19 protein-coding genes are annotated in these 24,851 nt (G+C 52.6%); 5 read left to right on the top strand and 14 right to left on the bottom strand.

What is annotated here, in order from left to right; genetic code table 11:
- Positions 1 to 41: 41 nt before the first annotated feature.
- Entirely contained in the window at positions 42 to 2,156 is a 2,115-nt protein-coding gene (locus tag AEST_RS01420; protein ID WP_008606526.1) for a DUF6351 family protein, read from the bottom strand.
- 62 nt (positions 2,157 to 2,218) lie between these two features.
- Here AEST_RS01420 and AEST_RS01425 point away from each other — a divergent pair, with 62 nt between their 5' ends.
- The 4 genes from AEST_RS01425 to AEST_RS01440 all read left to right on the top strand — a co-directional run bounded on the left by AEST_RS01425 (position 2,219) and on the right by AEST_RS01440 (position 4,192).
- Entirely contained in the window at positions 2,219 to 2,773 is a 555-nt protein-coding gene (locus AEST_RS01425; protein WP_008606527.1) for a histidine phosphatase family protein, read from the top strand.
- 65 nt (positions 2,774 to 2,838) lie between these two features.
- Positions 2,839 to 3,456 carry a hypothetical protein gene (locus AEST_RS01430; RefSeq protein WP_008606529.1) on the top strand — a complete coding sequence of 206 codons (618 nt, stop codon included), beginning with the start codon at positions 2,839 to 2,841 and terminating at the stop codon, positions 3,454 to 3,456.
- Positions 3,457 to 3,483: 27 nt separating this feature from the next.
- The gene (locus tag AEST_RS01435) at positions 3,484 to 3,867 is read left to right on the top strand and encodes an MAPEG family protein (RefSeq protein WP_008606533.1); all 384 of its coding nucleotides are present in this window, start codon (positions 3,484 to 3,486) and stop codon (positions 3,865 to 3,867) included.
- Complete coding sequence (locus AEST_RS01440; RefSeq protein ID WP_008606534.1) at positions 3,854 to 4,192, top strand: nuclear transport factor 2 family protein; 339 nt, start codon at positions 3,854 to 3,856, stop codon at positions 4,190 to 4,192. The genes AEST_RS01435 and AEST_RS01440 overlap by 14 nt, the downstream gene beginning before the upstream one ends.
- 406 nt (positions 4,193 to 4,598) lie before the next feature.
- Here AEST_RS01440 and AEST_RS01445 read toward each other — a convergent pair whose 3' ends face one another.
- The 13 genes from AEST_RS01445 to AEST_RS17475 all read right to left on the bottom strand — a co-directional run bounded on the left by AEST_RS01445 (position 4,599) and on the right by AEST_RS17475 (position 24,141).
- A complete protein-coding gene (locus AEST_RS01445; protein ID WP_039924833.1) occupies positions 4,599 to 4,880 on the bottom strand; it encodes a type II toxin-antitoxin system RelE/ParE family toxin in 282 nt (93 codons plus the stop codon).
- Positions 4,877 to 5,149, bottom strand: coding sequence for a CopG family ribbon-helix-helix protein (locus AEST_RS01450; protein ID WP_039924835.1), 273 nt, complete (start codon positions 5,147 to 5,149; stop codon positions 4,877 to 4,879). Before AEST_RS01450 ends, AEST_RS01445 begins: the two co-directional genes overlap by 4 nt.
- 487 nt (positions 5,150 to 5,636) lie before the next feature.
- On the bottom strand, positions 5,637 to 7,235 hold the full coding sequence (locus AEST_RS01455) for a type I restriction-modification system subunit M (protein WP_008606536.1): 1,599 nt from the start codon (positions 7,233 to 7,235) through the stop codon (positions 5,637 to 5,639).
- On the bottom strand, positions 7,232 to 8,233 hold the full coding sequence (locus tag AEST_RS01460) for a virulence RhuM family protein (protein ID WP_008606537.1): 1,002 nt from the start codon (positions 8,231 to 8,233) through the stop codon (positions 7,232 to 7,234). Before AEST_RS01460 ends, AEST_RS01455 begins: the two co-directional genes overlap by 4 nt.
- Positions 8,230 to 9,438 carry an AAA family ATPase gene (locus tag AEST_RS01465; RefSeq protein ID WP_008606539.1) on the bottom strand — a complete coding sequence of 403 codons (1,209 nt, stop codon included), beginning with the start codon at positions 9,436 to 9,438 and terminating at the stop codon, positions 8,230 to 8,232. Before AEST_RS01465 ends, AEST_RS01460 begins: the two co-directional genes overlap by 4 nt.
- Entirely contained in the window at positions 9,435 to 10,736 is a 1,302-nt protein-coding gene (locus tag AEST_RS01470; protein ID WP_008606540.1) for a restriction endonuclease subunit S, read from the bottom strand. Before AEST_RS01470 ends, AEST_RS01465 begins: the two co-directional genes overlap by 4 nt.
- Positions 10,729 to 13,866, bottom strand: coding sequence for a type I restriction endonuclease subunit R (locus AEST_RS01475; RefSeq protein WP_008606542.1), 3,138 nt, complete (start codon positions 13,864 to 13,866; stop codon positions 10,729 to 10,731). The genes AEST_RS01470 and AEST_RS01475 overlap by 8 nt, the downstream gene beginning before the upstream one ends.
- A 465-nt stretch (positions 13,867 to 14,331) precedes the next feature.
- The gene (locus AEST_RS01480) at positions 14,332 to 15,264 is read right to left on the bottom strand and encodes a DUF7281 domain-containing protein (RefSeq protein WP_008606543.1); all 933 of its coding nucleotides are present in this window, start codon (positions 15,262 to 15,264) and stop codon (positions 14,332 to 14,334) included.
- A complete protein-coding gene (locus tag AEST_RS01485; protein WP_008606545.1) occupies positions 15,264 to 16,511 on the bottom strand; it encodes a hypothetical protein in 1,248 nt (415 codons plus the stop codon). Before AEST_RS01485 ends, AEST_RS01480 begins: the two co-directional genes overlap by 1 nt.
- Complete coding sequence (locus tag AEST_RS01490; protein ID WP_008606548.1) at positions 16,511 to 17,131, bottom strand: condensin complex protein MksE; 621 nt, start codon at positions 17,129 to 17,131, stop codon at positions 16,511 to 16,513. The genes AEST_RS01485 and AEST_RS01490 overlap by 1 nt, the downstream gene beginning before the upstream one ends.
- Complete coding sequence (locus AEST_RS01495) at positions 17,131 to 20,796, bottom strand: ATP-binding protein (RefSeq protein WP_008606549.1); 3,666 nt, start codon at positions 20,794 to 20,796, stop codon at positions 17,131 to 17,133. The genes AEST_RS01490 and AEST_RS01495 overlap by 1 nt, the downstream gene beginning before the upstream one ends.
- Positions 20,797 to 20,879: 83 nt before the next feature.
- Positions 20,880 to 21,494: a YigZ family protein gene (locus tag AEST_RS01500; RefSeq protein WP_008606550.1), complete on the bottom strand. Its 615-nt coding sequence runs from the start codon at positions 21,492 to 21,494 to the stop codon at positions 20,880 to 20,882.
- Positions 21,495 to 21,651: 157 nt separating this feature from the next.
- Positions 21,652 to 24,141, bottom strand: a complete 2,490-nt coding sequence (locus AEST_RS17475) for a S8 family serine peptidase (protein WP_008606555.1) — start codon at positions 24,139 to 24,141, stop codon at positions 21,652 to 21,654.
- A 287-nt stretch (positions 24,142 to 24,428) separates the two neighbouring features.
- On the opposite strand from AEST_RS17475, the gene AEST_RS01510 reads away from it, so the two are divergent.
- Positions 24,429 to 24,848 (top strand): curlin subunit CsgB, encoded by a 420-nt coding sequence (locus AEST_RS01510; protein ID WP_083216238.1) that lies wholly within the window; start codon positions 24,429 to 24,431, stop codon positions 24,846 to 24,848.
- Positions 24,849 to 24,851: the final 3 nt, after the last annotated feature.

Genomic DNA, 24,851 nt, shown 5'->3' on the forward strand with positions numbered 1-24,851 from the left:
TGTGGTACATCTGACCTGAACTGCCAATTAATGTTGAAAATTTATTCTGCCAGTGCCGGCCAATCCGCCGGCCAGCCGTTGTCGCCTTGCTGATAATCACATACGCCATCTGGAAAAATTTGCTGTAATTCCGATAAATATGGCGTCATATCAACCGGGTGATAGTGCCCGGCGGCAATAAAGTCGGCAACCGGTATTAACCGGCATTGCAGGAGTAAGCCATGTGTCGGTGCCCCGGCCTGGCGTCGACTATTACTGAGCGGCGGATAGTGCCTGGAACAGCTGCCATTGGGCTGCCATACCGCCGCACCTGCGGCAATCAGGCTGCCATCGGCAGCAAAGCAGCGGTCACTGGCACTGTCCGGCGCAATACCTTGTTGCAGCCACTGCTCTAAGGCGGCAAAAGCTGCGGCCACCGGCGTATAGTCCGGGTGGCTGACCCAGATCCGTTGCCAACCGTCATTACCCTGCATCGCCAGGCGTTGTCTGGCCATAAAGGACGGTTCCAGATGATGCATATCCAGTACCGGATCCAGATAGTGGCGCAAATCGATAATTGGGATCTGCGCCTTACCGAGAAACAGCTGGCCATAGCGATAAGCGCGGTTAATGGCGGCGGTATCGGCACGATAGCGGGGCGCCACCAGAAGATCTGCCGCGCCAGACTGCGGCGGACTAATATTATGCCGGCCAAAGCTGCTAAGCCAAAGTGGCAGATCCAGCTGGCGGATAAAGCGCACGGCCTCAGGCTGTTTATACGTGGCAGGCAGCCAACTACCGATAAGGGCATTAAGCTCCAGAAATTGCCGGGCGCTCAGTTGGCCGTTACGCAGCGGCAGCAAACCATACTGCACGCCGCTATTATCCCACAGGCTATGCGCGAAACCGTGCTGATCCCGGCCATAAATTTCAACCAGATCCTGCCAGTAACTCCAATGGGTTTGTTGCCGCAACTCGGGGCTGGTAAAGGGTTTTAAGCGGCCCTGATGCGGGTTATGCACCATCGAAGATAAACCAAACCAGGCGTTAATACATTGGCTGGCGCCTCGTGCCGGGGTGGGCCATTGTCCGGCCAGTAGCTGTGCGGCGCTGATTTGCCAGCGAAACCTTACGCTTTGCTGTTCACTGGTGCTAAGCCCTTCTATTAGCTGGCGCTGCGCCATACTTTGCCAGCTGGCCTTATCACTGGCGGTAAAGTAGTAATAGTTATGCAGCAGGTCGCAGTCGAGGGCATAGACGACCTGGCTCAGCATATCCGGATAGCTGTATTGCGCAATAGCGGCGTCGAGCAAGCCGGGCGCGTTCTGTGCCAGTAAATATTGTGCAATGCCGCCACCAGAGCCACCGATGCCAATGGTAAACCGCGGTTTGCCATATAAACTTTCAAAATGGCGTTTCAGCCTGACCGCCACCTCTTCGGCGCGCAAAAAATGATAGGTGTGGCTGGTACGGTTGGCGCTGCTGCTTAGTACCGCATAACCCTGCCGCAGTTGGGCGGCGCGATTGGCAATCATCCGCTCCAGATTAATGCTGCCTTGCCGGAAACCGATACCTACACCGCCATGAAACTGATAAATCAGCTGCTGATTCCAACGCTCTGCACTGTCGCGCTCACCGTATTCAGCGGCATTAACCGGCATCACCACAAAGTAAAAAAAGCGCAGCAGGGTACCTAACTCGACCCGGACCAGCTGCTCATCGTCGCCCAAAGGTTCGCCCTGATAAGGCTGCACCTGATTATCAGCCGTAAGCCGATACCAGAGCAAACGGCTGGGGTGCAGGCAATCCTGGCTGTAACCCAGCTGCTGCTTATCCTGCACCACGGCAATACCATAGCCTTGCTGATTATCAACTTGTGGTGGCTCCAGCCCCTGCTGCGAAAAGCCGCAATAAAACGGATACTGCAGGCTGCCGGAATACAGTGGCGTTACCGGGCCAACGGCACCGAGCGCGATCGGATAAGGATAAGGATCGGCCGGACGTGGGGTAGTGGCAATAAAATCGCTGACCTGCAGTAGCCCGCCCGACGAGTGCGGCGGCACCGCCAGTACCGGGTGCGGCTCGATAAAGTGTGCCGGATAGTGGCTGCTGGGCCAGAAGTAATAAGCGAGCACCAGGATAGCGCCCAGCAAACTTAGCCATACTTTTCGTCGCATGTCAGCAATCTCTCCCCCGAACTTTGTCGTACCAGCTAAATAATTTATAGCGGGATTTTGCGATGCGATCATTATTCTGTTGCTGGTTATTGCTGCTCTCGACCGCTGCTATGGCCGATGATGCGGCCTGGCAGGCCTGGCGTGAGGGCAAGGCGGTACTAATGCTACGGCATGCCCTGGCGCCGGGTACCGGTGATCCGGCCGGTTTTCAGTTACAGGACTGTCAGACACAGCGCAATTTGAATCAACAGGGGCGGCAGCAAGCTAAAGCCTGGGGGCAAAAATTACGCCAGCAGTACAGTGGTGATATCCGGCTTTATAGCAGCCAGTGGTGCCGTTGCCTGGAAACGGCGCAGTTGATGGCGATAGCGCCGGTGCAACCGCTGCCGGCGCTGAATTCATTTTTTGCCGGGCGCGGTGATGGCCAGCAGCAAACTCAGGCCCTGCTGGACAACTTTGCCAAGGCCAGCGAGATGCCGCTGGTTCTGGTTAGCCATCAGGTCAATTTTACTGCGCTGACCGGTATTTTCCCACAATCGGCAGCCGGAGCCATTTTAGCCTTACCGCTAACCCAGCCGGCGACGGTACTCGCCAGCGTCAGTTTGGATCAGCGCTAGTATCTTGCAATGCCTATTAGCTGTTGTATAGTGGTTAACAGCTTATCAACATTCAGGGGCGCGCTATGAGTAAAGCTGTGGTACTGGCCTTGTTAAGTGCCGGGCTATTTTTTTCAGTGAGTAAGGTGCAGGCTGTTTCGGCAGAGTTACAATGTCAATTACAGGTGCCGGCGGCAGTGCACGGTACCTCTGTGTGGTATCAAATGGGTTATCCGTTTAACCTGACGGCCAATAATCTGGGCTTACTGCCGGGCAGCACCCTGTATCAAATGGCGGAGCAGGCTTTTGGCTTATGGCAACAAGGTGTCAGCGAAACTGCCGTTATGGCGCAGGTAAGTCAGCGCTGTGCCAGCTTTAGTGCAGCAGAGCTGAATCGCGAGTATTCGTTTTTCGAAGAGGAAGGCAATACTCCAACACAACTTACCGCCTGTGGTGATATGACAACTACAGTGGTGCAAAGCTTTGCTAACTTGGATGGCCAACCTTTCACGCTGAATAACCTTAAGATTGCGATTATAGGGGATGAGCATAAGCCGGCGATTGAGCAAATCATCGTACATGCCTTTAATTTAAAACAGCAAGGCCAGCTGGAAACCGCCATTCTGGAGCAAACCTTTGCCTATTGTCAGCAACAAAGCACCGAATTTAAACAACAACTGGCAGCAGAGTTCTATGCTGAATAACTTCTACTTTGCGGGAGTCGCGAAATTATGATTACAGCAGTCTATGCCGCCTTACTGGCGGTGCTGTTTGTGGTATTAAGTGTGGCGGTGATCCGGCAGCGCCGTCGCTTACAGGTGGCATTAGGCTCGGGAGGCCATAGCGCACTGCAACGGGCGATGCGGGTACAGGCCAATTTTGCCGAGTACACGCCCTTTGCGCTGTTGCTGTTATTTCTGGCCGAATATAGCGGTTTGGCCGGGCTTTGGTTGCACCTGCTGGGCGCATTATTGCTGCTCGGACGCTTAAGCCATGCTTATGGTGTGAGTCAGGAACCTGAACCGCTTAAATTCCGGGTTATCGGCATGGCGCTGACCTTTAGCGTGTTGTTACTTAGCGCGCTGGCGATATTGGTGCTCTATGTCAGTCGTTGAACCGGTGGCGCGACAGCTTGCCGCTTACAATCAGCACAATCTGGCCGAGTTTATTGCCTGTTATGCGCCGGATGTGCGGATTTACCGCATGCCGGCCAATGCACCCAGTTTGCAGGGGCGCGAAGCGCTGGCACACTTCTATGCTACCGAGCGTTTTACCCTGCCAAAGTTACAGGCGGCAGTACTAAGTCGGCAGGTCGTTGGCAATAAAGTCATCGACCATGAACGGGTGACCGGGCTACGGGACGAACCTTATGAAGTGGCAGTGGTCTATGAGGTCCAGGCAGGCCTGATTAGCCAGGTCTGGTTTTTTGCTGCCGACTAATGGCAGTTTCTCGCTAGTCGCCGATACTGTGGCCTTACCCTATACCCTCTATTCCCAAAGCAAACATGGCAGTATTGTTGTGAAGTAACTGCATTTGCCAGTGTTAGTGGCAGAACATCACCCAGGTTAACCATAACCGAGCTCCGACTCCGGTATGCTTGCCGTACCGGAGTCGCAACCTGCGATAGTGGGATTGGCACTTTTAGTTGATGTGACGACTGATTTGTAGCGGAGAAAGACAACTTTGAGCCCTAAACCCACCCCCGCAAATTACACCTGACTCCGACTCCGGTATGCTTGTCGTACCGGAGTCGCAATCTGCGATAGTGGGATTGGCACTTTTGGTTGCTGTGACGCTAGATTGTGGCGGAGATAGGTCGCTTTGAGTGAACAACTTGTTAACTGACTATCGCTCATTTTCAAGCTCATGCCATACTCGAAGGACAATGACTGCACTGGCGTGAACAGAATAGCGAACAACATATTTTCCAAAAACCATATCACGGATGATATCTGGGACTGGAGCCATCTGAACCGGCGTCCCCATCCTTGGGAATGCTGGCAACAACTCCATTTTTGCGATCAATTCTGCCGCTATTTTGCTAGCTGCAGTTGGATTATGAACTGCAATAAACTCCCGCAAACGCTTTAAATCTTCGATTGCATCATTGGTATAGACTAGCTTCACTTACCAGACCCCGGCGCATCCTGTTCTTTTTCTGTACCCCAACTGCTTAACCAGTTGTGTACTTCACTAGCGTCAACCACTTTTCCTTGAGCAGCTGACTCCATCGCAGCCAAAGTTTGTTTCCAACGTTCTTGCTGTAAATTCTGCTTATCAATGTATTCCGATAAGGCTTGGTTGATCACCCATCCTTTGCTCCGATGAAGCCTGCTCGCAATAGCGTCCAACTGATGCTCAACCTCTGCCTGTAAGCGAACTGTGGTAACACTCATGCTGATACCTCTCTCAACCAAAACACTGTAATACATTGTAGTCAAGAAGGGCTCGTATAGCAATTTAACGTTTAGTGAAGGAGCGGGCTTTAGCCCGTCCCAGTGAGCGAAGCGAACGATTTGAACCTGTTTTGTACGCTCAGCATGGGCATGAACTTATGATGTGAAAGTCCTCTGTAGGAAGACAAAAGACAACTTTGAGCACTTAACCCACCCCCGCAAATTACACCTGACTCCGACTCCGGTATGCTTGCCGTACCGGAGTCGCGATCTGCGATAGTGGGATAAGCACTCACACATTTTACTGGCTATCCAGGCCGCCGAATTTCGTCAGGGCATTGATTGACTGTTACATCGCGTCTGATCAGCCATCCTCTGTGTAACAATTTGTGCTTAATGCTCTAGTCAAGTTATCCTGTTGAAAAGTCTCAATTAGCACATAAAAATTTTTGCGCTCGAGTACCAACAACTAACAGTGCTTCAATATTCACGGTAATGGTGATAAACCAAGTTCTTTAAGAAATGCATTATGTTTATCCCGTGCATCCTCAATGGTTTTCTCCAGCGTGACTAACTCTGCATTAACTGCTTTAAGGTCTATTTCCTGTTCTGCTACCGCCGTGCTGATGTAGCGGGAAATGTTGAGATTGAAATCATTCTTTTCGATTTCAACCATTTCTACCCGGCGTGAGTAGCGCTCCTCTTCATTGCGGAATTGATAGGTCTCAATAATCTTAGCGATGTGCTCTTCGCTTAGTTGATTCTGTCGCTTGCCCTTTTCAAAATGCTCAGCGGCGTTTATGAATAGCACGTCATCGGGCTTTTTACATTTCTTAAGCACCAAAATGCACACCGGGATACCCGTGGAGTAGAACAGGTTGGCAGGCAAGCCGATAACGGTGTCGATATGGCCGTCTTTCAGCAGCTTGGAACGAATGCGCTCTTCGGCCCCGCCACGGAACAGCACGCCATGCGGCAAAATAATCGCCATCACACCTTCATCTTTGAGGAAGTGAAAGCCATGCAGTAAAAAGGCAAAATCAGCGGCAGATTTGGGTGCCAGCCCGTAGTTCTTAAAGCGCACGTCATCGCCCATGGCTTCCGTGGGTTCCCAGCGGTAGCTAAAAGGCGGGTTGGCGACAATGGCGTCGAAACTGGGTTTTTTGGCGGGGTTCAGTTCCCGCAGAATATCCCAATCATTGGCCAGCGTATCGCCGTGATAGATCTCAAACTCGGTATCTTTCACGCCGTGCAGCAGCATGTTCATGCGCGCCAGGTTGTAGGTGGTGATGTTCTTTTCCTGGCCGTAAATCTTACCAATGCCATGTGGCCCCATGCGTTTGCGCACATTCAACAGCAGCGAGCCAGAGCCAGAGGCGAAGTCGAACACACTGGCTAGCCGTTCTTTTTTGCCCGTGGCGGGTTCCTGGCTATCCAGGGTAACAATGGCCGATAAAATGTCCGAAATCTGCTGCGGGGTGTAAAACTCGCCCGCCTTCTTGCCAGAGCCGGCGGCGAACTGGCCGATCAGGTATTCGTAAGCATCACCCAGCGCGTCGATGTCGGTGGAGAACTCATTCAGCCCTTTGGCAATCTCCGAAATGATGCGGCACAGTGTGGCGTTGCGATCTTCGTATTTTCGACCGAGTTTATCCGAGCCAAGATTGATCTCCGAGAACAAACCGCTGAAGGTGCTTTCGAAGGATTCGTTTTCAATGTATTTAAAACCCGCCTGCAAGGTGCTGAGCAGCTCGCCATTTTGGGTGCGTGCCAAGTTGGCGACGCTATTCCAAAGGTGCTGCGGCTGGATCACATAATGCACTTTGCGGCGCATTTGTTTCTCAAACTCGGTGATGTCATCCGGGTTGTTGGCATACCACAATGCCAGCGGCACACGGCGGTCGTCGGCGTCGGGTGTGGGGTAGTCTTTGCCGAGTTCCTTTTTAGCTGCCGTCTCGTAATTGTCCGACAGGTAGCGCAGGAACAAAAAGGACAGCATGTAATCGCGGAAATCGTCCGCATTCATCGCGCCGCGCAGGGTATCGGCGATGGCCCAGAGGGTTTTACCTAGTTTGGTGTCGTTCATTTTTTAGGGCGTCTCTTAATCTTGTTTTCAAGGGCGTTCAGTTCGGCTTCGTCTTGCGCGTCGGCTGCCAACGCTTCTTGCTGTTTGCGGTGTTGGTCGTAGTTCAGATAGAGGGCGCTCGTTTTATTTTCCATCTGCTCGTGGCTGATGGCGCCCGCATGAGTGAGTAATGGGAAGCCGTTGGAGGTGATGATCTGGCCCACACTTTCCTTCCAAAAGCTCATCCGGGTTTCCTGGCGGCTCTTGGCGCGTAGTTCAGCGGTTTCAAGGAAGATCACCACCAGCCGGTTTAGGGTGTCGATCTCATCCTCGGTCAGGTAGTTCTTGGCCACGAGGATGTCGGTTTTGCGCACCTTGTCGCCCTTCCAGGCGAGCAGACCAAAATGCGGATCAGCAGGGTTTGCCCGTGCAGAAATCAGTTCGGCTGCCGTCTTTTGCGTTACGGCATAGACCAAAAGGTTTTGCACCGTGGCAAAGAACACCTGCGTGGCCTTGTCGCTCTTGTCGTAGTCGCTGGAGAGGGCAAAGAGGTCGCGCACCTTCTGGTAAAAGCGTTTTTCAGACGCCCGTATGTCGCGGATGCGTGCCAGCATCTCATCGAAATAGTCTGGGCGGCCATCCGGGTTCTTCAGCCGCTCGTCGTCCATCACAAATCCCTTGGTCAGAAACTCCTTAAGCACCGTGCTGGCCCAGCGCCGGAACTGCACGCCACGCGGTGAGCGTACGCGGTAGCCCACGGCCAGAATAGCATCGAGGTTGTAGAGCAATGTCTGGTAGCGCTTGCCGTCGGCGGCAGTTGTCAAGGATTCCTTGACAACTGAATCTGCGTCCAACTCCCCATCTTCGAAGATGTTCTTGAGGTGCAGGGAGATGTTCTGCTTGGTGGCGTCGAAGAGTTCCGCCATCTCAAGCTGAGTCAGCCACACGGTTTCGTCCTTGGCCCGCAGTTTGATTTGGCTTCGCCCGTCTTCGGTGGTGTAGAGGATCAGGTCGTTCATGGGGTGGCTACCGGGGCTGATGTTGTGCCTTGAGCGGACGCTGCGGCTTGGGGTGCCACCTCCGCAATCTCCGGCAATGTAAAGTTAAACGTGCTGATAAAGTCCGCCATGATGCGTCGAAACAGTTCTTTGTTGTCTTCGCCCATAATGGTCGGCTCCTGAATCGCGTATTTCCCGTGGCTGAGCAGATTGAGAACGCGATTATAGAGCGCCTGGTCTTCCTCGTTATTAAGCGCCTTAAGGCAGAATGAAATATCTTCATGCCCAAAGAAGGATGCTGTCTTCTCCATAATGCTTCTTAGCGCATTGAAGTGGAAAGTGTAGAGCGTGCCAGTTACAGGATCGGCGGCACGTTGCAGTTCTGCCAAAGTAGCGACGTGGTGAAAGAACGGCGTATCGTCGGTGGCCCGTAAGGTATAGACACCGTCCCCATTGGCGCGGTGAAGAAAATAGCGCTTGTGTGTAACCTTGGGTTCGCCTTCTTTTGCTCTGCTGATCTCATTGCACATCACGTTAAAAAAGAGTGCGTGATGAGAGGAGAATACGACCTTGATAGGATTCGGCTCACCCCGGCTGTTCGTCCGGCTCGCAGCTCGCCGAAGAAGTTTGGCCAGATCGCAAGCGACCGAGACAGCGTTGTTGTCATCCAGAGATGAAATAGGGTCGTCAATGTAGAGGTATTTTACCCATTGATACGATTCGTGGCCGTCGAGCATCCGTTCGCAAATGGCCATAAAGAGGCACCAGATAAATATATTCTGTTCGCCACGGGAAATTTTTATATTTTCTTCATCATCTTTGCGGAACGTGATTTTCCAATCGGCATAGACAATATCGAACTCGAAGTCGGCATAACGGCTAAGGTAAACAGCGATAGCTTCGTCGAGGGCAAGGTCTTTAAGCGCGGCAAAGAACTTTGATTCGCCATTGAGTTGGAGATAGCGAACACTGTCGCCTTGCAGATCGTTTTCCCAAGTGAATAAGTCCTCAGTAAACGCATTAAAGTAAAGAGTATCAGCTTTACCTTCAGGGTTTTTCTTGGTTTTGCGCTTACCCGAATCTTTGAACTCCATAGAAAGTCGTGTTTTGCCCGTACGGTTATAGGCGTAGAGCAGAATAAGATCGACACCGCCGTGATCATCACGCAGCTTCCTTGCCAGTGTTGTCAGGTTCGCATACTTGTTGATCTTTGGTTTATTGCTCATGCCTCAGCCTCCCCCAGCGATGGGAAAAGCTGCTGCATCAGGCCTTTTTTGTGTGCTTTAAGAGCTTCGAGCTTTTTAGTCTCAGTGGTAATGAGGTCGTCGAGGTTGGTGAGACAGTCGGCGATGCGTTGTTGTTCGTGGACTTCGGGGAAGAAGAGCTCAAACCCTTTGAGATGTTCTAGCTCTATCTTTCCAGCACCGATACCTGTTTCGTTGATCGGGATGCGCGATTGGAAGGCTGAGAGCTGATAGAGAAGGAAACTGGTGTTGATTGAGGTATCCACATCGAGCGCTTTCACATCTTGATTGAATGCAACATCAATTCCCGCTATGCAAATCGGCACACGTTTGAACAACATGCTTCCACGAACAAGAATCAAAATTGATCCCTTCTTGGCAATCCTCGTTCCTTTGCCGATCGCAAGAGGCGTCACATAATGATCCGCTTTCTTGATGATAAGGTCATACATCGACGAGGCGCTTACCCAAGGGATGCTTCCATTCCAATATGCAGGATTGTCTTTTGAAGGTGTTCCACCTGATGAAAACGAGGCAAAACTGCCCATCGTTTTTATCTCCCACTCCCCAGTGTTTTGAAATTCGGGGAAGCGGAAGCGAGGTTGGGTTTCGTCTTCGCGGGGGAAAAGCTGCTGCATCAGCCCTTTTTTATGGGTTTTGAGCGCGTCCAGTTTTTGGGCTTGAGTGGCAATCAGCTCGTCCACGGAGCTCAGGCACTCAGCGATTTTTTGTTGTTCGGCGGGGCTTGGCGTGGGAATTTCTACGCCAAAAAAAGTGTCTTTGCTGATGTTCAGCAAACCATTGCTCCGCGCCCCGCTCGTGATGTGCCGCTTTAGCTGTCTGCCATGCTGGTTCTGCTCGAAGCACTGCTGAAAGAAGCCGTTCGAGTAACCATCTTTCATTCGGAAACAGATGAAAACATTTGGCGCGGCGACTTGCCCCCATCTCTCAAGAAGATATATGCAGCCTTGCGGGAACTTTAGTGAATTGCCTTTGTTAAAAACAAAGTCGCCATCCCGAACCAAGGTGTAGAGCTGATACTGGTTGCCTGAAATGTCGCGTCCGAACCTCTCTGCCTGCGGCACGAATCCAATACCCGCCGAGATACTTACCGGCGTGAGTTTCCTCTCGCCCACGCGCTCAGTTACTGGCACAGATGCTTCTCCCAAGGCCACGGGAGTCCACCCAACCGCTCCCCGAAACTCAGGAAAGCGCAGCTTAGGCACCAAAGCATTTTTGCCCTCTTCCTTCGTGGCGGTGTTTTTTATTGTTTTACTCATACGCACTCAGTCCTGAAATATCGCGGCCTTGGGCGCGTCTGGTGAGTAGCGGGTGCAGATCTGCCATTAACGCAAGTTCGGCCTGGGTACGAGCCTTCCAGCCGAGCTCCAGCGGGGCCATCAGGTCACTTAATTGATCGCCGTCGAAAATCATCCGCTGCAGAATACCGTCGACAAAGCTTTGCAGGGCGGCAGTGTCGAGACCGTGCTTGGCAGCGATAGCGGCGAGCTCAGCGGTGTCTTTTGCTGCCTTAAATTGGGTGTAGCCGTCGCGGATGGCTTGTTCGCTTAAGCCTTCGCCTGCTTTGAGGGTGGCGATGTAAGCGGCGATGTCGTCGCGCTCGTTCATAAACTTGGCATCCGACTGAATGAGGCTAATGAGCTGTTCGCGGCTCATCGTCGATTTGCCGGGGCCTTTGGCCGAGAACTTAGTGATAAGGCCCATAATGTAGTCGTAATCAATCAGTGAGGATGCAAACAGCACAAACTCGAAATCAAGCTGATCCACAGTGCTTGGTGTGGGTTTATCGCTGCCCTTGCCCTGTTGGGCCTGTTGTTTCAGCCGCTGGGCAGTTTCCAGATAGGCGCCACGAAAGCCGAGCAGGTTTTCTTTCGGGATAATTTGCTCGATGGCGGCGGCGTTATCCTCAGTTAAGTCGGTGTATTGGTCAAGCTGAGTTTTAAGCCGCTGCACTTCCTTGAAGTGGTTAATGAAAGCGGCGCGGGCTTCGTCACCCTTGAGGTTGTGCACAGCTTCGGGTGTTGTATCCAAACCTTGGGATTTCATGAAAGCGTCGAGCTTTTGCACGGCAACATCCAGCTTTTCGATAACCACCGGGGCTTTGTCCACCAGCCAGATTTCGCGGGCCTGCTCACCGGAGCCTTCCCCGGAAAACAGCGCAATGGCCGCATCCACGTTATCCTGCTGCTGGCGGAAATCGAGGATATTGCCGAATGGTTTTGTGCCATTAGGCTTCTTATCCTCGGCCTGAATACTGTTGAGTACACGATTGGTACGCGAGAAGGCCTGAATTAAGCCGTGATGCTTGAGGTTCTTGTCCACATACAGCGTGTTCAGGTATTTGGAATCAAACCCGGTGAGCAGCATGTCGACCACAATGGTGATGTCGATTTTTTGCGCATGCGGATGGTCGGCATTGGGCCATTGCTGGTCTTTAATACGCTTTTGTACATCCTGATAGTAAAGATCAAACTCGCTGATGCTGTGGTTGGTACCGTAGCGGCTGTTGTAGTCGGCCAGGATGGCTTTAAGCGCCGCTTTTTTCTGCTCAGGTTCAACGGCGTTGTCTTCTTTCTCCTGCGGCAAGTCTTCCTGGATTTGTTTGACATCAGCATCGCCCTCAGCGGGCGGCGAGAACACGCAGGCGATGTTCAGCGGCTGAAAATCGGGGTCGGCTGCCTGCTTTTCTGCTTGCACGGTCTTGAACAGCGCGTGGTATTCAATAGCGTCGTTGATGGACGCTGTGGCGAGCAAAGCATTAAAACGGCGCTGGCCAGTCGCAGCATCGTGCTTGGCCAGAATGGCCTCAATAACGGCGCGTTTGGCGATGGCCTCGCCGGGCTTAGGCAGCGTTTTGCCTTCCTCGACCTTGGGCTTGAAGTAATCGACATGGAAGCGTAACACGTTGCCGTCTTCAATGGCGTGAGTAATGGTGTAGGCGTGCAGCCGCTTCTGGAACAGGTCTTCGGTGGTTTTGAACTGGCCAGATTCGCCTTCGAATTGTTTGGCGCTGGCGTTGACCTCAAAGATCGGCGTGCCGGTAAAGCCAAACAGCTGGGCCTTGGGGAAGAACTCTTTAATCGCCTTGTGGTTGTCGCCAAACTGCGAGCGATGGCATTCGTCGAAGATAAAGACAATGCGTTTGTCGCGTAGCGGTGCGAGCTGCTCTTTATAGGTGGCCTGGCCGCTTTTGGCGCGTTGCTGGTTGCGCTTGCTATTTTCATCCAGCGCCAGACCCAGTTTTTGAATGGTGGTAACGATCACCTTATCGGCATAGTCATCTGACAACAGGCGACGCACCAGCGCGGCGGTGTTGGTGTTTTCCTCGACGCAGCCTTGCTGGAATTTGTTGAATTCCTCGCGGGTTTGCCGATCAAGGTCTTTACGGTCGACCACAAACAGGCATTTTTCAATGTCGGGGTTGTCTTTCAGCAGCGTAGAGGCCTTGAAAGAGGTCAGCGTTTTGCCGCTGCCGGTGGTGTGCCAAATGTAACCATTGCCGCAGTTCTGGTGGATGCTGTCGACGATCTGCTTCACCGCATACACCTGATACGGGCGCATCATCATCAGCTTTTGCTCGCTGGCGATCAGCACCATGTAGCGGCTGATGGTCTGGCCGAGGGTGCATTTGACCAGGAAGGTTTCAGCGAAGCTGTCGAGGTGCGTGATCTTTTTGTTTGCCTTATCGGCAAACTGATAAATGGGCAAAAAGCGCTCGTCGGCATTGAAGGCGAAGTGCCGGGCGTTGTTGTTGGCGAAATACCAGGTATCGGTGCGGTTGCTGACAATAAAGAGCTGAAGGAAGCACAGCAGCGTTTTGCTGTAGCCATTACCTGGATCGTTTTTATACTCGACGATCTGCTCCATGGCCCGGCGCGGGCTGACGCTGAGGGTTTTCAACTCTATCTGCACGCAGGGCACACCATTGATAAGCAGGATGACATCGTAACGATGGTGGCTGTAATCGGTGTTGATGCGCAGCTGGTTGATCACCTCAAAGGTGTTTTTGCACCAGTCTTTAATGTTCACCAGGGTGTAGTTCAGAGGTGTGCCGTCGTCACGAGTGAAGCTGTTGCGTTCGCGTAAGGTGCGTGCGGCGGTGAACACGTCGGGGGTGACGATTTCTTCGAGCAGACGTGAAAATTCACCATCGGTAAGCCGAACGCGGTTAAGGGCCTCGAATTTTTCACGAAAGTTCTGCTCTAACGCGGCGCGGTCGCGGATATCTTTACGGTATTCGTACTTGAGGCTTTGCAGTTTGCCGATGAAGCCGTATTCGATGCTGTCTTCCCGCACGCCGGAATTCGGCTTAGCAGAACGCTTGCTGTAGGTGCCTTCAAGCTCTGGTGATGAGTCTGTGGCGCTTTGCTCGATTTTTTTTTCGGTCATTTAGATATCCATTAATAACCAGTCCTTGCAGCACACGAGCATAATCCAAAAAATCACTTAGTAATATTCTCAGCTTGCTCAGCGAGCTGAGTATTAAATTTAATCACGGCCACATTAACAAGCCAGCTTAAATAATGTTTTTAACTCTTGTCGGCAAAGGTTTTGTTTTCATGAAGGTAATTTAACGCATCTAGAAACAAAGGGGTAGATGTGATTGGACGGTAATGTACTGGCTTGACTAATAAATATCAGTTGCCAGCTAATTTTGGCCACATCTTTGCTCAAACATTGAGTGCATACCATTCGTCAGATGTCTAACCCACTATCGCAGGTTGCGACTCCGGTACGCAAGCATACCGGAGTCGGGGTTTGGTGCTATTTGGGAGAGCGGTTTTGCGTTTGGTACAAAGCTTCTTTTCTTCGCTAAAGCTTTGTTTGCACATGAGGGCAAAGGTTTCTCACCCACTATCGCAGGTTGCGACTCCGGTACGCAAGCATACCGGAGTCGGAGTAAGGTGTAATTTGCGGGGGTGGGTTTAGCAGCGGCACCGGCGTAAGTGGCATCGCCTGCATCTGTTGCTGGCGCAGGCCTTTTAATTGTTGGCAGATGAGTTGCTGATAGGGGGTAAAAGCCGGGTGCATAGCCATGGCGGCTAAACCGGGTTGGAATTTTAACTGCTTGTTATCCAGCATCGCTGGGCTGGCAGCATGTTGAAATTGGCTTAGCTCGGGTAAGAGCATACTGCTACAACCTAAACTGATGGCGATGCTTAACCCCGCTAAATCGGCATCGCCAAAATAGATACAGGGTTTACCGGTTTGCGGCCAGGCATCACAGAGGACAGCACAGCCGCTGCTGTATTGCGTATCTCCTCGATAGATGATCAGTGGCAGCTGGTACGGTAGCGCCAGCGTAAAACGCTCCAATTGATAGAAGCAATCCAGGTTTTCGACCACTAATAAGGCGTCATAGGCGCTGAGCGGCAGTTGCTGCCAGTCGAGATCGCTAAACTGCAGTGCTGGCAAGCCTTGAGCAAAAAGCGGGGTGTTAAGCCTGACTAATACTCTATGTTGGCGCGGGCTGGCGCCAGCGCTTTTTAGCTCTTGCTGGCTGTATAAGCTTTGCTCCAGTCGATCCTGACTGCTTAACGGCTGGCGGAAACAGGCTTGCCCTAACGCTTGCTGGGCCTCTGCAATTTGCTCTAACAGCGCCCGGTTAAATGGCACTGTCGGTAAGCGCGCACTGTGTGCCGGTAATAATTGCTGTTCAATACACCAGGCAATTACCTGGGCAGCGATCTTACTGTCGGCTTTAATGGCTGCACTGCCGTCGCGTTGCAGGCGCTGCTCCAGCTTTAACAGCCAGTTTAGCGCCTGTAACCCCAGAGCCTTATGCATCAGGCTGCCTGCAAACCAATACTGATATCGCGGATCAGGTACAGGCTGTTAACGGCGCTGGCCGGGCTTTCTTCGCGTTGCAGCTGGAACATCTGCTTTTCTGCCACTGGTAACGCCTGATACTCGGCCAGGATCTGATAGAGCCAGATCTCGCAGTCCCAGGGCAGTTGTTGCTCTGTCAGATACTCCAGCGCACTTAAACTGCCGCCGCGGTCGATCACCCGCAAATAGAAGTTTTCGACATCGGTTTTTAGTGCCAACTGGCGGGCTGCGATTTCTTCATCCTGCAGCAGCTCACTAAAGCTGGCGCTTGGCGTATCAGACAGCGTTACCGCAACCTGCCGTGGCAGGGCGCGTACCAGTTCGGCCAGAATTTGCCGTTCACTGGCTTTATCCAACGCGATAGCGGCCTGTGGCCGGATGGCACTGGCCTGGTTAAACAGATCCGGTAGCTCGCTGCGGTTGGGATAATCGGCCGGCTGATACTTTGGATGCTGGCGTAAAAACGCCACCATATTGCTAATCAGCAAGGATCGCGATTGTTGCTGGCGGAACTTGGCCAGCAGCTCGACCAGGCGTTTTTGCACTTCCAGCAAGCTACTATGATGCGAGCTCAGCTGGCTTTGCAGCTGGCTAACCAGCAACTTGCGCAGATGGTTATTGCCTTCCGATAGCTCAATCAGCTCGGTAAAGTCGAGCAGATCCAGGCCATCGAGCAAGCGGCGCAGTTGTTTTTGCGCGCGCTCGTTTTCGCGAATTTTATCGTCCAGGCTACTAACAAAGCCAAAGTCGCTGTTCAGCCGGTGCCACAGGCTGTCGATCGCCTCTTCAAACTGGCCGCTTAAGTCATGTACATGCTCAGTTAACCGCTGCAGCTGTAACTCGGCCACCGCATAGTCGCCTTTGTACTGCGCATCGCGGTATGCCTGCACCCGGTTGCGGATTTGCTCCAGTTTTTCGGCCACGTCGGCGTTAATTTGCCGGCGGTTTTCATCAGCGACCATACTGGCGATCAGCTCGCTGACTAAAGGCCGCAGTGCCAGCGGTTGTTGTTCGTCTGGCCGCCACAAAATACGGGCGGCAATCAGCTTTTTCAGCGCCCCTTCGCTAAAGGCCGTTTCATCGACATAGCCATCCAGATAACCCTGCATCAGTTGCTTATGATACTTGCCGAGTAAAGCCAGCCGCTCAGCACCGGTATTAAACAGGTTGGAAGCGATGCCCGGGGTCGGATCCAGCGGCGCCATCAGAGTAATGCCTCCTGCTGCGGGGTGTCTTCTACCGGCAGATGTTCTTCATCGCGGATAAAGCGAATCACATCAATCAGATAATCAATTTTACCGGTAACGATATAGTACTGGCGGTCGGCATGCGGCTGCAGCAGATAGCCATGTTCTTTTAAGCGACGGAAAATCAGCTTTACCTGACTATCCAGTTGCTCGCTCTGGCTATTAAAAAAGCGGTCGCTGGCCAGTGTATTCAGGCGTTGGCGCAGGCTCTGGTTATCTTCGGTACGTAGCACAAACTCCTGCAGCTTGATGGTATCGCCGGCGGTCAGGGCGCTATCCCGGCCCAGGGTTTCCTGTACCAGTTGCAACCATTCCAGCAGCGGCAGCAGTGACTGCACCGTTTGCGCAAATTGCTGACTCAGCTGCTCGCGTGCCTCTTTGCTCAGCTCGTAGTAGCCAAGAAAATACACGCTCTGGTCATCATTACTAACCAGCCGGCGGTTAAGCGGCCGCAGGTAATGATTGATGTCCTGCTGGGTTTGCTCGTTACTCAGATGTCGGTAGGCATCTTCATCGGTAATGCGGCAGATGAAATCGCCTGCCAGCAGGCGTTCCAGTAAGGGTCCGTGTTGCAGCATCAGTTGGCCTCCTGCTGTTTACTGGCTAAGCGCTCGGCTAAGCGGCTGATTTTGGGTTGAATACGTTTCAGGCGGCGCAGGCTGCTATTCTGCTGGTCCGGCTCAATTAAATAGCGGTGCTGGAATAACATTAACACATCGGATTCCGGGTTCGGGAAGGCGCCGACTATCACGATCTGATTGCTGCTACAGGCCTTAAACAGTTTCTCGACGTTGTGATAGGCCAGGGTACCGATTTCATCGATCGGCCAGTGGATGGTGACCTTAGCTGCACCGCGCAATAAGCGGGTAAAGGCCAGCAGGTACTTACACAGAATCAGATAAGCCATACCATGGCTGGAGGACTCCAGTAGCTGACGGTCGTTTTTAATTACCAGCTCGGAGCCGCCTTCGCTTAAATGCAGCTCAAGGCGTAACAGCGATTCTATACTGTACTGCTCATCGGCGCGCAGCAGCTCTACCACATCGGCCAGCGCATTCAGATACTGCTCCGACGGTAAGGCTTTACCGGAGGCGCCCCAGTCATCATAGAGCTTGGCAAAATGCTTCAGCGGCTGCCAGAAACCCAGCTCGTCGATGGTCGATAAAATCCGTACTTCCGATTTGCTGATCCCTTCCAGTACCAGATCGTCGGCCACGGCTTCGCTTAAGCGGCGGCTTTGCAGTGCAATGCGGCGGTTAATATCACTAAAGACGGTAAAGAATTTTTTCAGATCGCCGCCGATATTCTCGCCCATTTCCAGCAACTGTTGCTGGGCATCTTTCAGAATTTGCAGCAGGTTTTGCAGAATCGGCAGCTGGTCGCGCTCTTTCGCGTATTCCGGTAGTTTGCGTTTTTCATGCTCCAGCCGGTCGAGGAATTCCGGGCCGGCGTCTTTACTAAGCATGCCCTCAAACTGCGCCAGTGCTTGTTTCAGCAGGCTTTCCAGTTTGTTACGCTGCTCCAGTGCTTCATTAGCCCGGGCCAAACGTTCAATGATATCCGCACTCGGGTTCGCCGCGGCCGGGCTAATGCTGGCCAGCTGCAGTTCCTGCAGCTTGTAGAGCACGGGCTTTAACTGCGCCAGTAAGTGCTCGGCTTGCTGCATCTGCTCCTGTACGCTGCGCTTTTGTTCTTCCAGCTGTTTGCTGTTGGCGCTGTATTCGGTTTTTAACTGCTCCAGTGCCTGCTTGCTGCTACGCAGCTGCTGCTTTAAGCCGGTTTCCTGCTCCAGTAGCTGCGGCCGCAGTTTCTGCCAGTCCAGCGCCATAAAGCTTTGCCAGGCGGTTAGTTCATCCTGGCGGCTCTCAACGGCTTTGATCTCGCTGCGTAGCTGATCCTGTTTCTGTTTTAGCTCGGTCAGGCGGCGCGGATCGATACCTTTCGCCGACAGTTCTTCGTTAAAGGCTTGTTGCAGCTCTTTAATTTGCTGCTGGTTATCATCGCGTTTGCGCTCAAGCTGCCGTTCCAGCTCGTCGATCTGCTCGTCAAACACCTGTAGCTCAGCCTGCCAGTCGGCTTTTAGCTCCATGCGCTGGCTGTGGTGATCATCTTTCAGCGCCTGCAGGTCCTGCTGCTGTTGCTGCTTAGTTTTGTCCAGCTGTTGCTGCTGGGCAGACAGCTCGGCTTTAACTTTGGCCTGGCGCTGGGTCACCAGCTCACGCTGCTGTGCTTGCAGGCGGTTACGGGCATCGCGGGCGTACTCGATATTCTGCTCGTACTGGGTAAACTGCCACTCAGCCTGCTCGACCTGAGCCCGCAATAGCTCGGCCTGTTCAAAGCGCTCTTTTAACAGCTTTTCGGCCTGCTGTTTCTGGCTTTGCAGTTGTTGCACCTGCTGTTCGGCGGCTTGAATACGGTGGCGGATCGCGGCTTCATCCTGGGCATAATCCGGGGTATCAATGGCAGTCAGCTCCAGCGTCAGGCCATAGAGGTTGTCGCTAAGCTCACTCAGATGCGGCTGTAAGTCCTGCCGGTCCAGCAGGCGCTCGTCCAGCACCTTACCGAGTTTTTGCTCCCAGCCGTTATAGTGCAGGCGCAGGAAATGCCGCAGACTGCCTTGTTCCGGACTGAGCTGGCGGTGTAGTTGCTGTAGCTGTTGCTCGGCACTGTGCAGTGCTTTGCGGCCTTGCTCCAGTTGCTGATCGGCCTGTTCGCGTGCTTCGCGGGCCTTTTGATACTGCTGCTGTAATTGCTGCAGTTGCCGGGCCTGCTGCTGTGCCTGTTGCTGCGCTTGCTCCAGCCGCAGCTCGGCAACGCGCTGCGCTTCCAGCTCCTCTTCGGTTAAAGCCGGGCTGTTAAGCTGGCTTTGTAATACGGCGATCTGGCTGCTTAGCTGGGTTAGCTGGTCGGCATATTGCTGCTGGGCCTCTTGCAGGCGGCCCTGGAAGCCTTGCTCCAGTGTCGCCAGCTTGTGTTCCTGCTGCTCACGGGTCTGATCTTTTTGTTGTTGTAAGGTGCGCGCCTTGGCGCGGTGTTGCTCACTTAAGCGGTTAAAGGCTTCGGCCAGTTTGGCTTTGCGTTGCTCCAGCTGGCGTTCTAAATCGCCATGCTGCTCCACCATCAATTGATACTGCTCGGCCAGCTCCTGCAGGGTTTCACGCCACAGAGGCAAGGCATCGGTATCCCGCTGCAGTTTTGGCATATCCTTGCTGTCGTAGTCGTCATAGCGCTGCTGCAATTGGTCCAGACGGGCGCTGGTTTCATGTAAACCGGCTTCGGCCTGGGCCAGCTTGCTGCTCAGCTCCAGCTGTTGGGCGCTATACACATCCTTGGCGGTTTGCAGCTGCCCCCGCAGCAGATGCACCTGTGCTTCAGCATCGGCTTTACGTTGTTTTTGCTGCTGCTCATCGTCTTGTAGCAGCGGTAGCAGCGCCGCTAACAAGGCTTCACAGCCGTCGAGTTGTTGCGCCAGTTGCTTCAGCCGCTCAAAATCCTGTTGCAGCCGGTCCAGTCGCATCGACTGCCGCATCTGCTGGATCCATTCCCGCGCCTTGGTGTTTTTAACCTTAGTGGTGGGCAGAGTGACGCCGTCTTCTTCAAAGATCGCTGCCAGCATCGCTTTGAGCGTATCCATTTTGCCTTCTTTGGCATGCACGGCGCTGACCAGCTTTTCGATATGCCGCAGTTTATGGCCACTGGCAACCAGGCTGTAACTGCTGGCCAGGCGGCGCAGTTTAAGACTATCGGCATTGTTGCCGCGCAGCGCGGCGGCATCGTTCTGAATAATGCTGCGATACTCGCTGGTGGCACTGATTTTTGGCGACACCTGTACATCCGGGCGGGCGCGCATTGCCGCTGCCCAGTCACTGTAGCTCATACCTTTGGCGCCTTCGCTGCTGTGCTGCAGATAAAAGTCGCTCTGGTAGGGCGCGCCGACAAAGCGGTAATCAACACCACCGTCGCTTTTCCGGGTTAGCACCACCTGGCAAATTTCGCCGCCTTCGCGCCGGTATTCATAGATCAGATAGCTGTTGGTATAAGGCAGGTAAAATTCATCGAATTTTTTGCGGGTTTTTGGCACCACCCGGTTCGGCTGTTCACCGTAAAATACCGGTACCAGCCGCTGCAAGGTCGTTTTACCCGAGGCGTTGGTACCGCATATATTAGTATGCTGATCCAGTTGTAATTCCACCACACCCGGCAGGTGGGTATGGATCAGCACAATACGAAGTAATTGAGACATAGCGCATCCTATCGGCGGCGCAGAATCGCAGCGCCGCTATCTTCTGATTTTGGCGGTTATTATCCATGGAATGACAGGAATTGCTAGTCGGCCAATTCTTTTACCATTATGGCACCGGCACTGATATTTTGCAGTTGCAGGCACAGTGCGTCATGCTGTTCCAGCGGGAGCTGCACTTGCAGCATAACTTGTTGTTGATAATCTGCTGTCAGTAGTTCCGCCTGATACTGTGCCATTAGCTGCCGCACCCGCGCTTCCAGCGCGAAATCAAGCTGCAGTTGTAGCCGGGCTTTTGGGCTGACAGTTTGCAGGTTGGCTTGTTGTGCTGCCTGCGATACTGCTGCGGAATAAGCGCGGACCAGGCCGCCGGCGCCGAGCTTAATACCACCAAAATAGCGTACCACCACCGCCAGACAATTTCCCAGTTCGCGCTCGGTCAGTACATGCAGCATCGGTTTGCCCGCTGTACCACTGGGTTCGCCATCATCACTAAAGGCCTGAGTCTGTGGCTGGCGGGTATTACCAATAATGTAGGCCCAACAGACATGGGCTGCGTCTTTATAGTGTTCGCGGTAATGCTGTAGCCAGTGCAGCGCCTGTTCACGATCGCTTACCGGTTGCAAGAAGGTAATAAACTCGCTGTTTTTCTCCAGCAACCGGTGTTCAACGGCGGTAGCCAGAATACTGTAACGGCTCATTGTAGGCCTGTGTTATCTGAAACCAGGTTGCTATTATAAGATCGAATAGGAGGCGGGATCACTCCCGCCGTCCTCTCACACGTTCGCCGGGCATGGCGCGCCAGAAAAAAACCGGCAGTCAGGCTGCCGGTTTGCTTTATGACACTAAGCTTTCGAATCAGAAGTTAACGACTAAATCGCCTGAACATATCTGAGTACCAGCTAAACACAGTTTATAGGTACTGGTTGGCGCCGTTGAGGTAAAGCGGTCGCGGTAACGATCACCTACCACTGTGTCGATTAGCGTACCATCACGATACACATCTACAGCCGCACCAATATCGTTCATCCGTAAATCAACAATAGTTGAGCCTGTTCTGGCGCGGGTAGCACGCAGCAAACTCAGGTTAAAGTTGATGTCAGCAACAGAAACCTGTTGTGAACTGGTACTGGTTAAACCGGTATCATCTGTTACGGTCAGCGATACAGTGTAGTCACCAGCCGCAGCGAAGGTATGGCTTGGGTTTTGCTGTGATGAGGTTGCGCCATCACCAAAACTCCAATCCCAGGCTACGATACTGCTATCTTCATCTGTTGATAAGTCAGTAAAGCTGGCAGTTAAACCGGAGATGCTGTAGCTAAACGCAGCTACCGGTGCAATCGGATCTACCGGGCCATCGTTTAATGCCGACAGATTCAGACGCCAGCTGTTCAGAGTACCGGTATCCAGACTTGCATTATCCGATACGAAAAGCACCCAATCGCCACTCATCTGTTCGCCGTTAAAGCTGCTGATTGGATAGTTACCGATCAGATCCCGTGCGCTGCCCCCGGTGCGGTTATGCAGAACATGCTGTGTGCCCGTTGGTGAGGTTAAGCGAACAATCAGATCACCGCGCCAGGTATGGGTAATATTCAGGTCCACAGATGCACTGAAAATGGTGCCGTCATCCGGTACTGAAATAACGCTGGTGATACCTGCCGCGTTATTATCAGGAATAGCAACAGGTGTATCGTTGATATAGCTGTAATCCTGTAAGAATGCCGGCGTAATATTTAAGCTGGCATTAACAGTACGCTGCAGTTCGCCTGATGAGTCTGTTGCGGTAATAGCCAGATTATAATCACCCCAGGCCGTGGCGGTGTCGGTATTAACTGTGAGCACTACTACATCACCAGGCATAGCACTGTTTGCAGACAGCGTCGCGCCTGACAGAGCAGGAGATGCGTCCAGCGACAGGTTAACGACTTGCATCCAGTCGGCTACGCTGTTGATATCCAGCGTAAAGGTCGCAGTGTCGCCAGCGACAATATTCTGGTTACGTGGCGTAAGTGCCAGGCGGAAGCCCGGAGCCGGATCCGCTTCCTCAAGCGCTCTGGCTAAGTTTAAACGTTTACCAGAGACGGTCTTACCCTCAAGAGCTGGCAGGCTGTCACCCGTCTCCATCAGAATGGCTTTCATTTCTAACGGTGTAATATCCGGGTTGACTGACCACAGCAGGGCTGCAGCACCGGCGACGTGCGGCGATGCCATGGAAGTACCTGAGTATGCCGCATAGCCGTTATTCGGAATGGTCGACAAGATTGCTGAACCCGGCGCACCTAAGTCTACACTGGTTAAACCATAGTTTGATGCGCCACTGGTAAAGACTGACAGGTTGTCGTTACGATCAGTTGAGGCAACTGATACGATAACGTCCAGGTCGTATGCGGCAGGGTACATGGGGTTAACATCAGCATCACGACCGGCATTACCTGCCGCAGCGATAAACAGAATACCTGCATCTCCACCTGACTGAATGGCGGCGCGCAGTGTTTCTGAGAAGCCACCACCACCCCAGGAGTTGTTGGTCGCTTTAATATCTACACCATGGTTTAGCTTAAGGTTAGTGTAGTAGTCGATACATTCAATGGCACCAGCGGTTGAGCCGCCCTGAGGTCCAAGGAATGAACATGGCAGTAATGTGACATTCCAGTTTACACCAACAACGCCAATACTATTGTCACCGGCAGCACCGATAGTACCGGCGACATGAGTACCGTGAGAGTCGGTATCCATTGGATCACGATTTGGATTTAATGATGAATAACCATATGGATGGCCTGGCAGATTGCCCGGGTTAACCCAGCGGTTAGCGATAAGATCCGGATGGTTGTAGTCCATACCAGAGTCGATTACCCCGATAATGACACTATGGTCGCCTGTCGTCGTTTGCCAGGCATCCAGAGCTTTAATATCTGCACCGGCACGGCCACCGGCTTGTCCCGTATTATGTAAACCCCATAAATCACCAAAGCGTGGGTCGTTTGGCGGGGTAACAGCTGCACGGGTACTCTGGACCAGGTAGTTCGGCTCTGCGACCTCAACAGCAGGATTTCGGGCCAGTTGCTTCATAACGAAGTCTTTATTCACGCCTTTCGGAACCCGAACTTTTACGATCCGGCCATCCGCAACGTGTTGAAATGCCAGATCACGACCTTGAGCATCTAATTGACGCAGGCTGGCGCCTGTTCTGCGGATCAGTGTTTCTCGTTGTTGTTTATTAACACCTGGCTTGAACATTACCAGTATTGAGTCATCTGCGGCTGGAGCCTGCTCTTTGGCGAAGGCGCTACCGCTGATTAGCGCAGTACCCACAGCCAGGGCAATGAGAGATTTTTTTATCATAAACGTACCTGTTTTATTTTATAAGTTTGTGAATGGTGCTAACAGATCGCACAAAGGATAAATATCACAAAAGCTTCTGCGCGGGAGAGGATGCGCAATTTATAGGCCGGAAGAGCTAGCTCTGAGGCAGGTGTCCATGCTAATGAAACGATATAAGCCATTGTTTTTTAATGTTAATATTATTTTTCGTGTTAAGGGAAATTTCCGTTAATTAGGCCGTTCTTCCGATTGTCTGTTTGCGTCACTGCATTAGTCTTGGTTAACCAATAGTAAAAAAGGGGGAGGGCATGCAGTTTGTAATTACAAGGTGCTGGCAAGGGCTGCTACTGGTATCGGCTCTCTTAGTGGGCGTCGCTGAGGTTAGTGCAAACGACGCTTCTATCTCGCTAGCACAGTTGTTGGACCGGCATGGTAACAGTAATGCTTTGGTCATTTTACAGCGCGGCACAGTAAACAGTGCTGATGTCACGCAAAGCGGTTTAGCTAATGTTGCTGAGTTACAACAAATCGGCATGTTGAATGAGATTGCATTACAACAAGCCGGGGTGGGGAATCAGGCAAGTGTCCGGCAAGTAGGATTTGGTAATCAGGCCAATCTCGCACAGCTGGGAAATGCTAACGCTATTTCGCTGGAGCAATGGGGGGGGCAAAGTTTCGACCTGACCCAGATTGGCAACGGCATTGAAATATCTATCGTCCAATACTAATTA

The organism is Alishewanella aestuarii B11 (assembly GCF_000280055.1).
Taxonomy (GTDB): domain Bacteria; phylum Pseudomonadota; class Gammaproteobacteria; order Enterobacterales; family Alteromonadaceae; genus Alishewanella; species Alishewanella aestuarii.

Coding starts and splice junctions, on each gene's coding strand:
- AEST_RS01500 (WP_008606550.1), bottom strand. CDS start 21,494: ATGAGCCGTTACAGTATTCTGGCTACCGCCGTTGAACACCGGTTGCTG.
- AEST_RS01460 (WP_008606537.1), bottom strand. CDS start 8,233: ATGAACGACCTGATCCTCTACACCACCGAAGACGGGCGAAGCCAAATC.
- AEST_RS01480 (WP_008606543.1), bottom strand. CDS start 15,264: ATGCATAAGGCTCTGGGGTTACAGGCGCTAAACTGGCTGTTAAAGCTG.
- AEST_RS17475 (WP_008606555.1), bottom strand. CDS start 24,141: ATGATAAAAAAATCTCTCATTGCCCTGGCTGTGGGTACTGCGCTAATC.
- AEST_RS01430 (WP_008606529.1), top strand. CDS start 2,839: ATGAGTAAAGCTGTGGTACTGGCCTTGTTAAGTGCCGGGCTATTTTTT.
- AEST_RS01435 (WP_008606533.1), top strand. CDS start 3,484: ATGATTACAGCAGTCTATGCCGCCTTACTGGCGGTGCTGTTTGTGGTA.
- AEST_RS01455 (WP_008606536.1), bottom strand. CDS start 7,235: ATGAACGACACCAAACTAGGTAAAACCCTCTGGGCCATCGCCGATACC.
- AEST_RS01470 (WP_008606540.1), bottom strand. CDS start 10,736: ATGAGTAAAACAATAAAAAACACCGCCACGAAGGAAGAGGGCAAAAAT.
- AEST_RS01465 (WP_008606539.1), bottom strand. CDS start 9,438: ATGAGCAATAAACCAAAGATCAACAAGTATGCGAACCTGACAACACTG.
- AEST_RS01420 (WP_008606526.1), bottom strand. CDS start 2,156: ATGCGACGAAAAGTATGGCTAAGTTTGCTGGGCGCTATCCTGGTGCTC.
- AEST_RS01450 (WP_039924835.1), bottom strand. CDS start 5,149: ATGAGTGTTACCACAGTTCGCTTACAGGCAGAGGTTGAGCATCAGTTG.
- AEST_RS01485 (WP_008606545.1), bottom strand. CDS start 16,511: ATGGCGCCGCTGGATCCGACCCCGGGCATCGCTTCCAACCTGTTTAAT.
- AEST_RS01425 (WP_008606527.1), top strand. CDS start 2,219: ATGCGATCATTATTCTGTTGCTGGTTATTGCTGCTCTCGACCGCTGCT.
- AEST_RS01440 (WP_008606534.1), top strand. CDS start 3,854: ATGTCAGTCGTTGAACCGGTGGCGCGACAGCTTGCCGCTTACAATCAG.
- AEST_RS01510 (WP_083216238.1), top strand. CDS start 24,429: ATGCAGTTTGTAATTACAAGGTGCTGGCAAGGGCTGCTACTGGTATCG.
- AEST_RS01490 (WP_008606548.1), bottom strand. CDS start 17,131: ATGCTGCAACACGGACCCTTACTGGAACGCCTGCTGGCAGGCGATTTC.
- AEST_RS01475 (WP_008606542.1), bottom strand. CDS start 13,866: ATGACCGAAAAAAAAATCGAGCAAAGCGCCACAGACTCATCACCAGAG.
- AEST_RS01495 (WP_008606549.1), bottom strand. CDS start 20,796: ATGTCTCAATTACTTCGTATTGTGCTGATCCATACCCACCTGCCGGGT.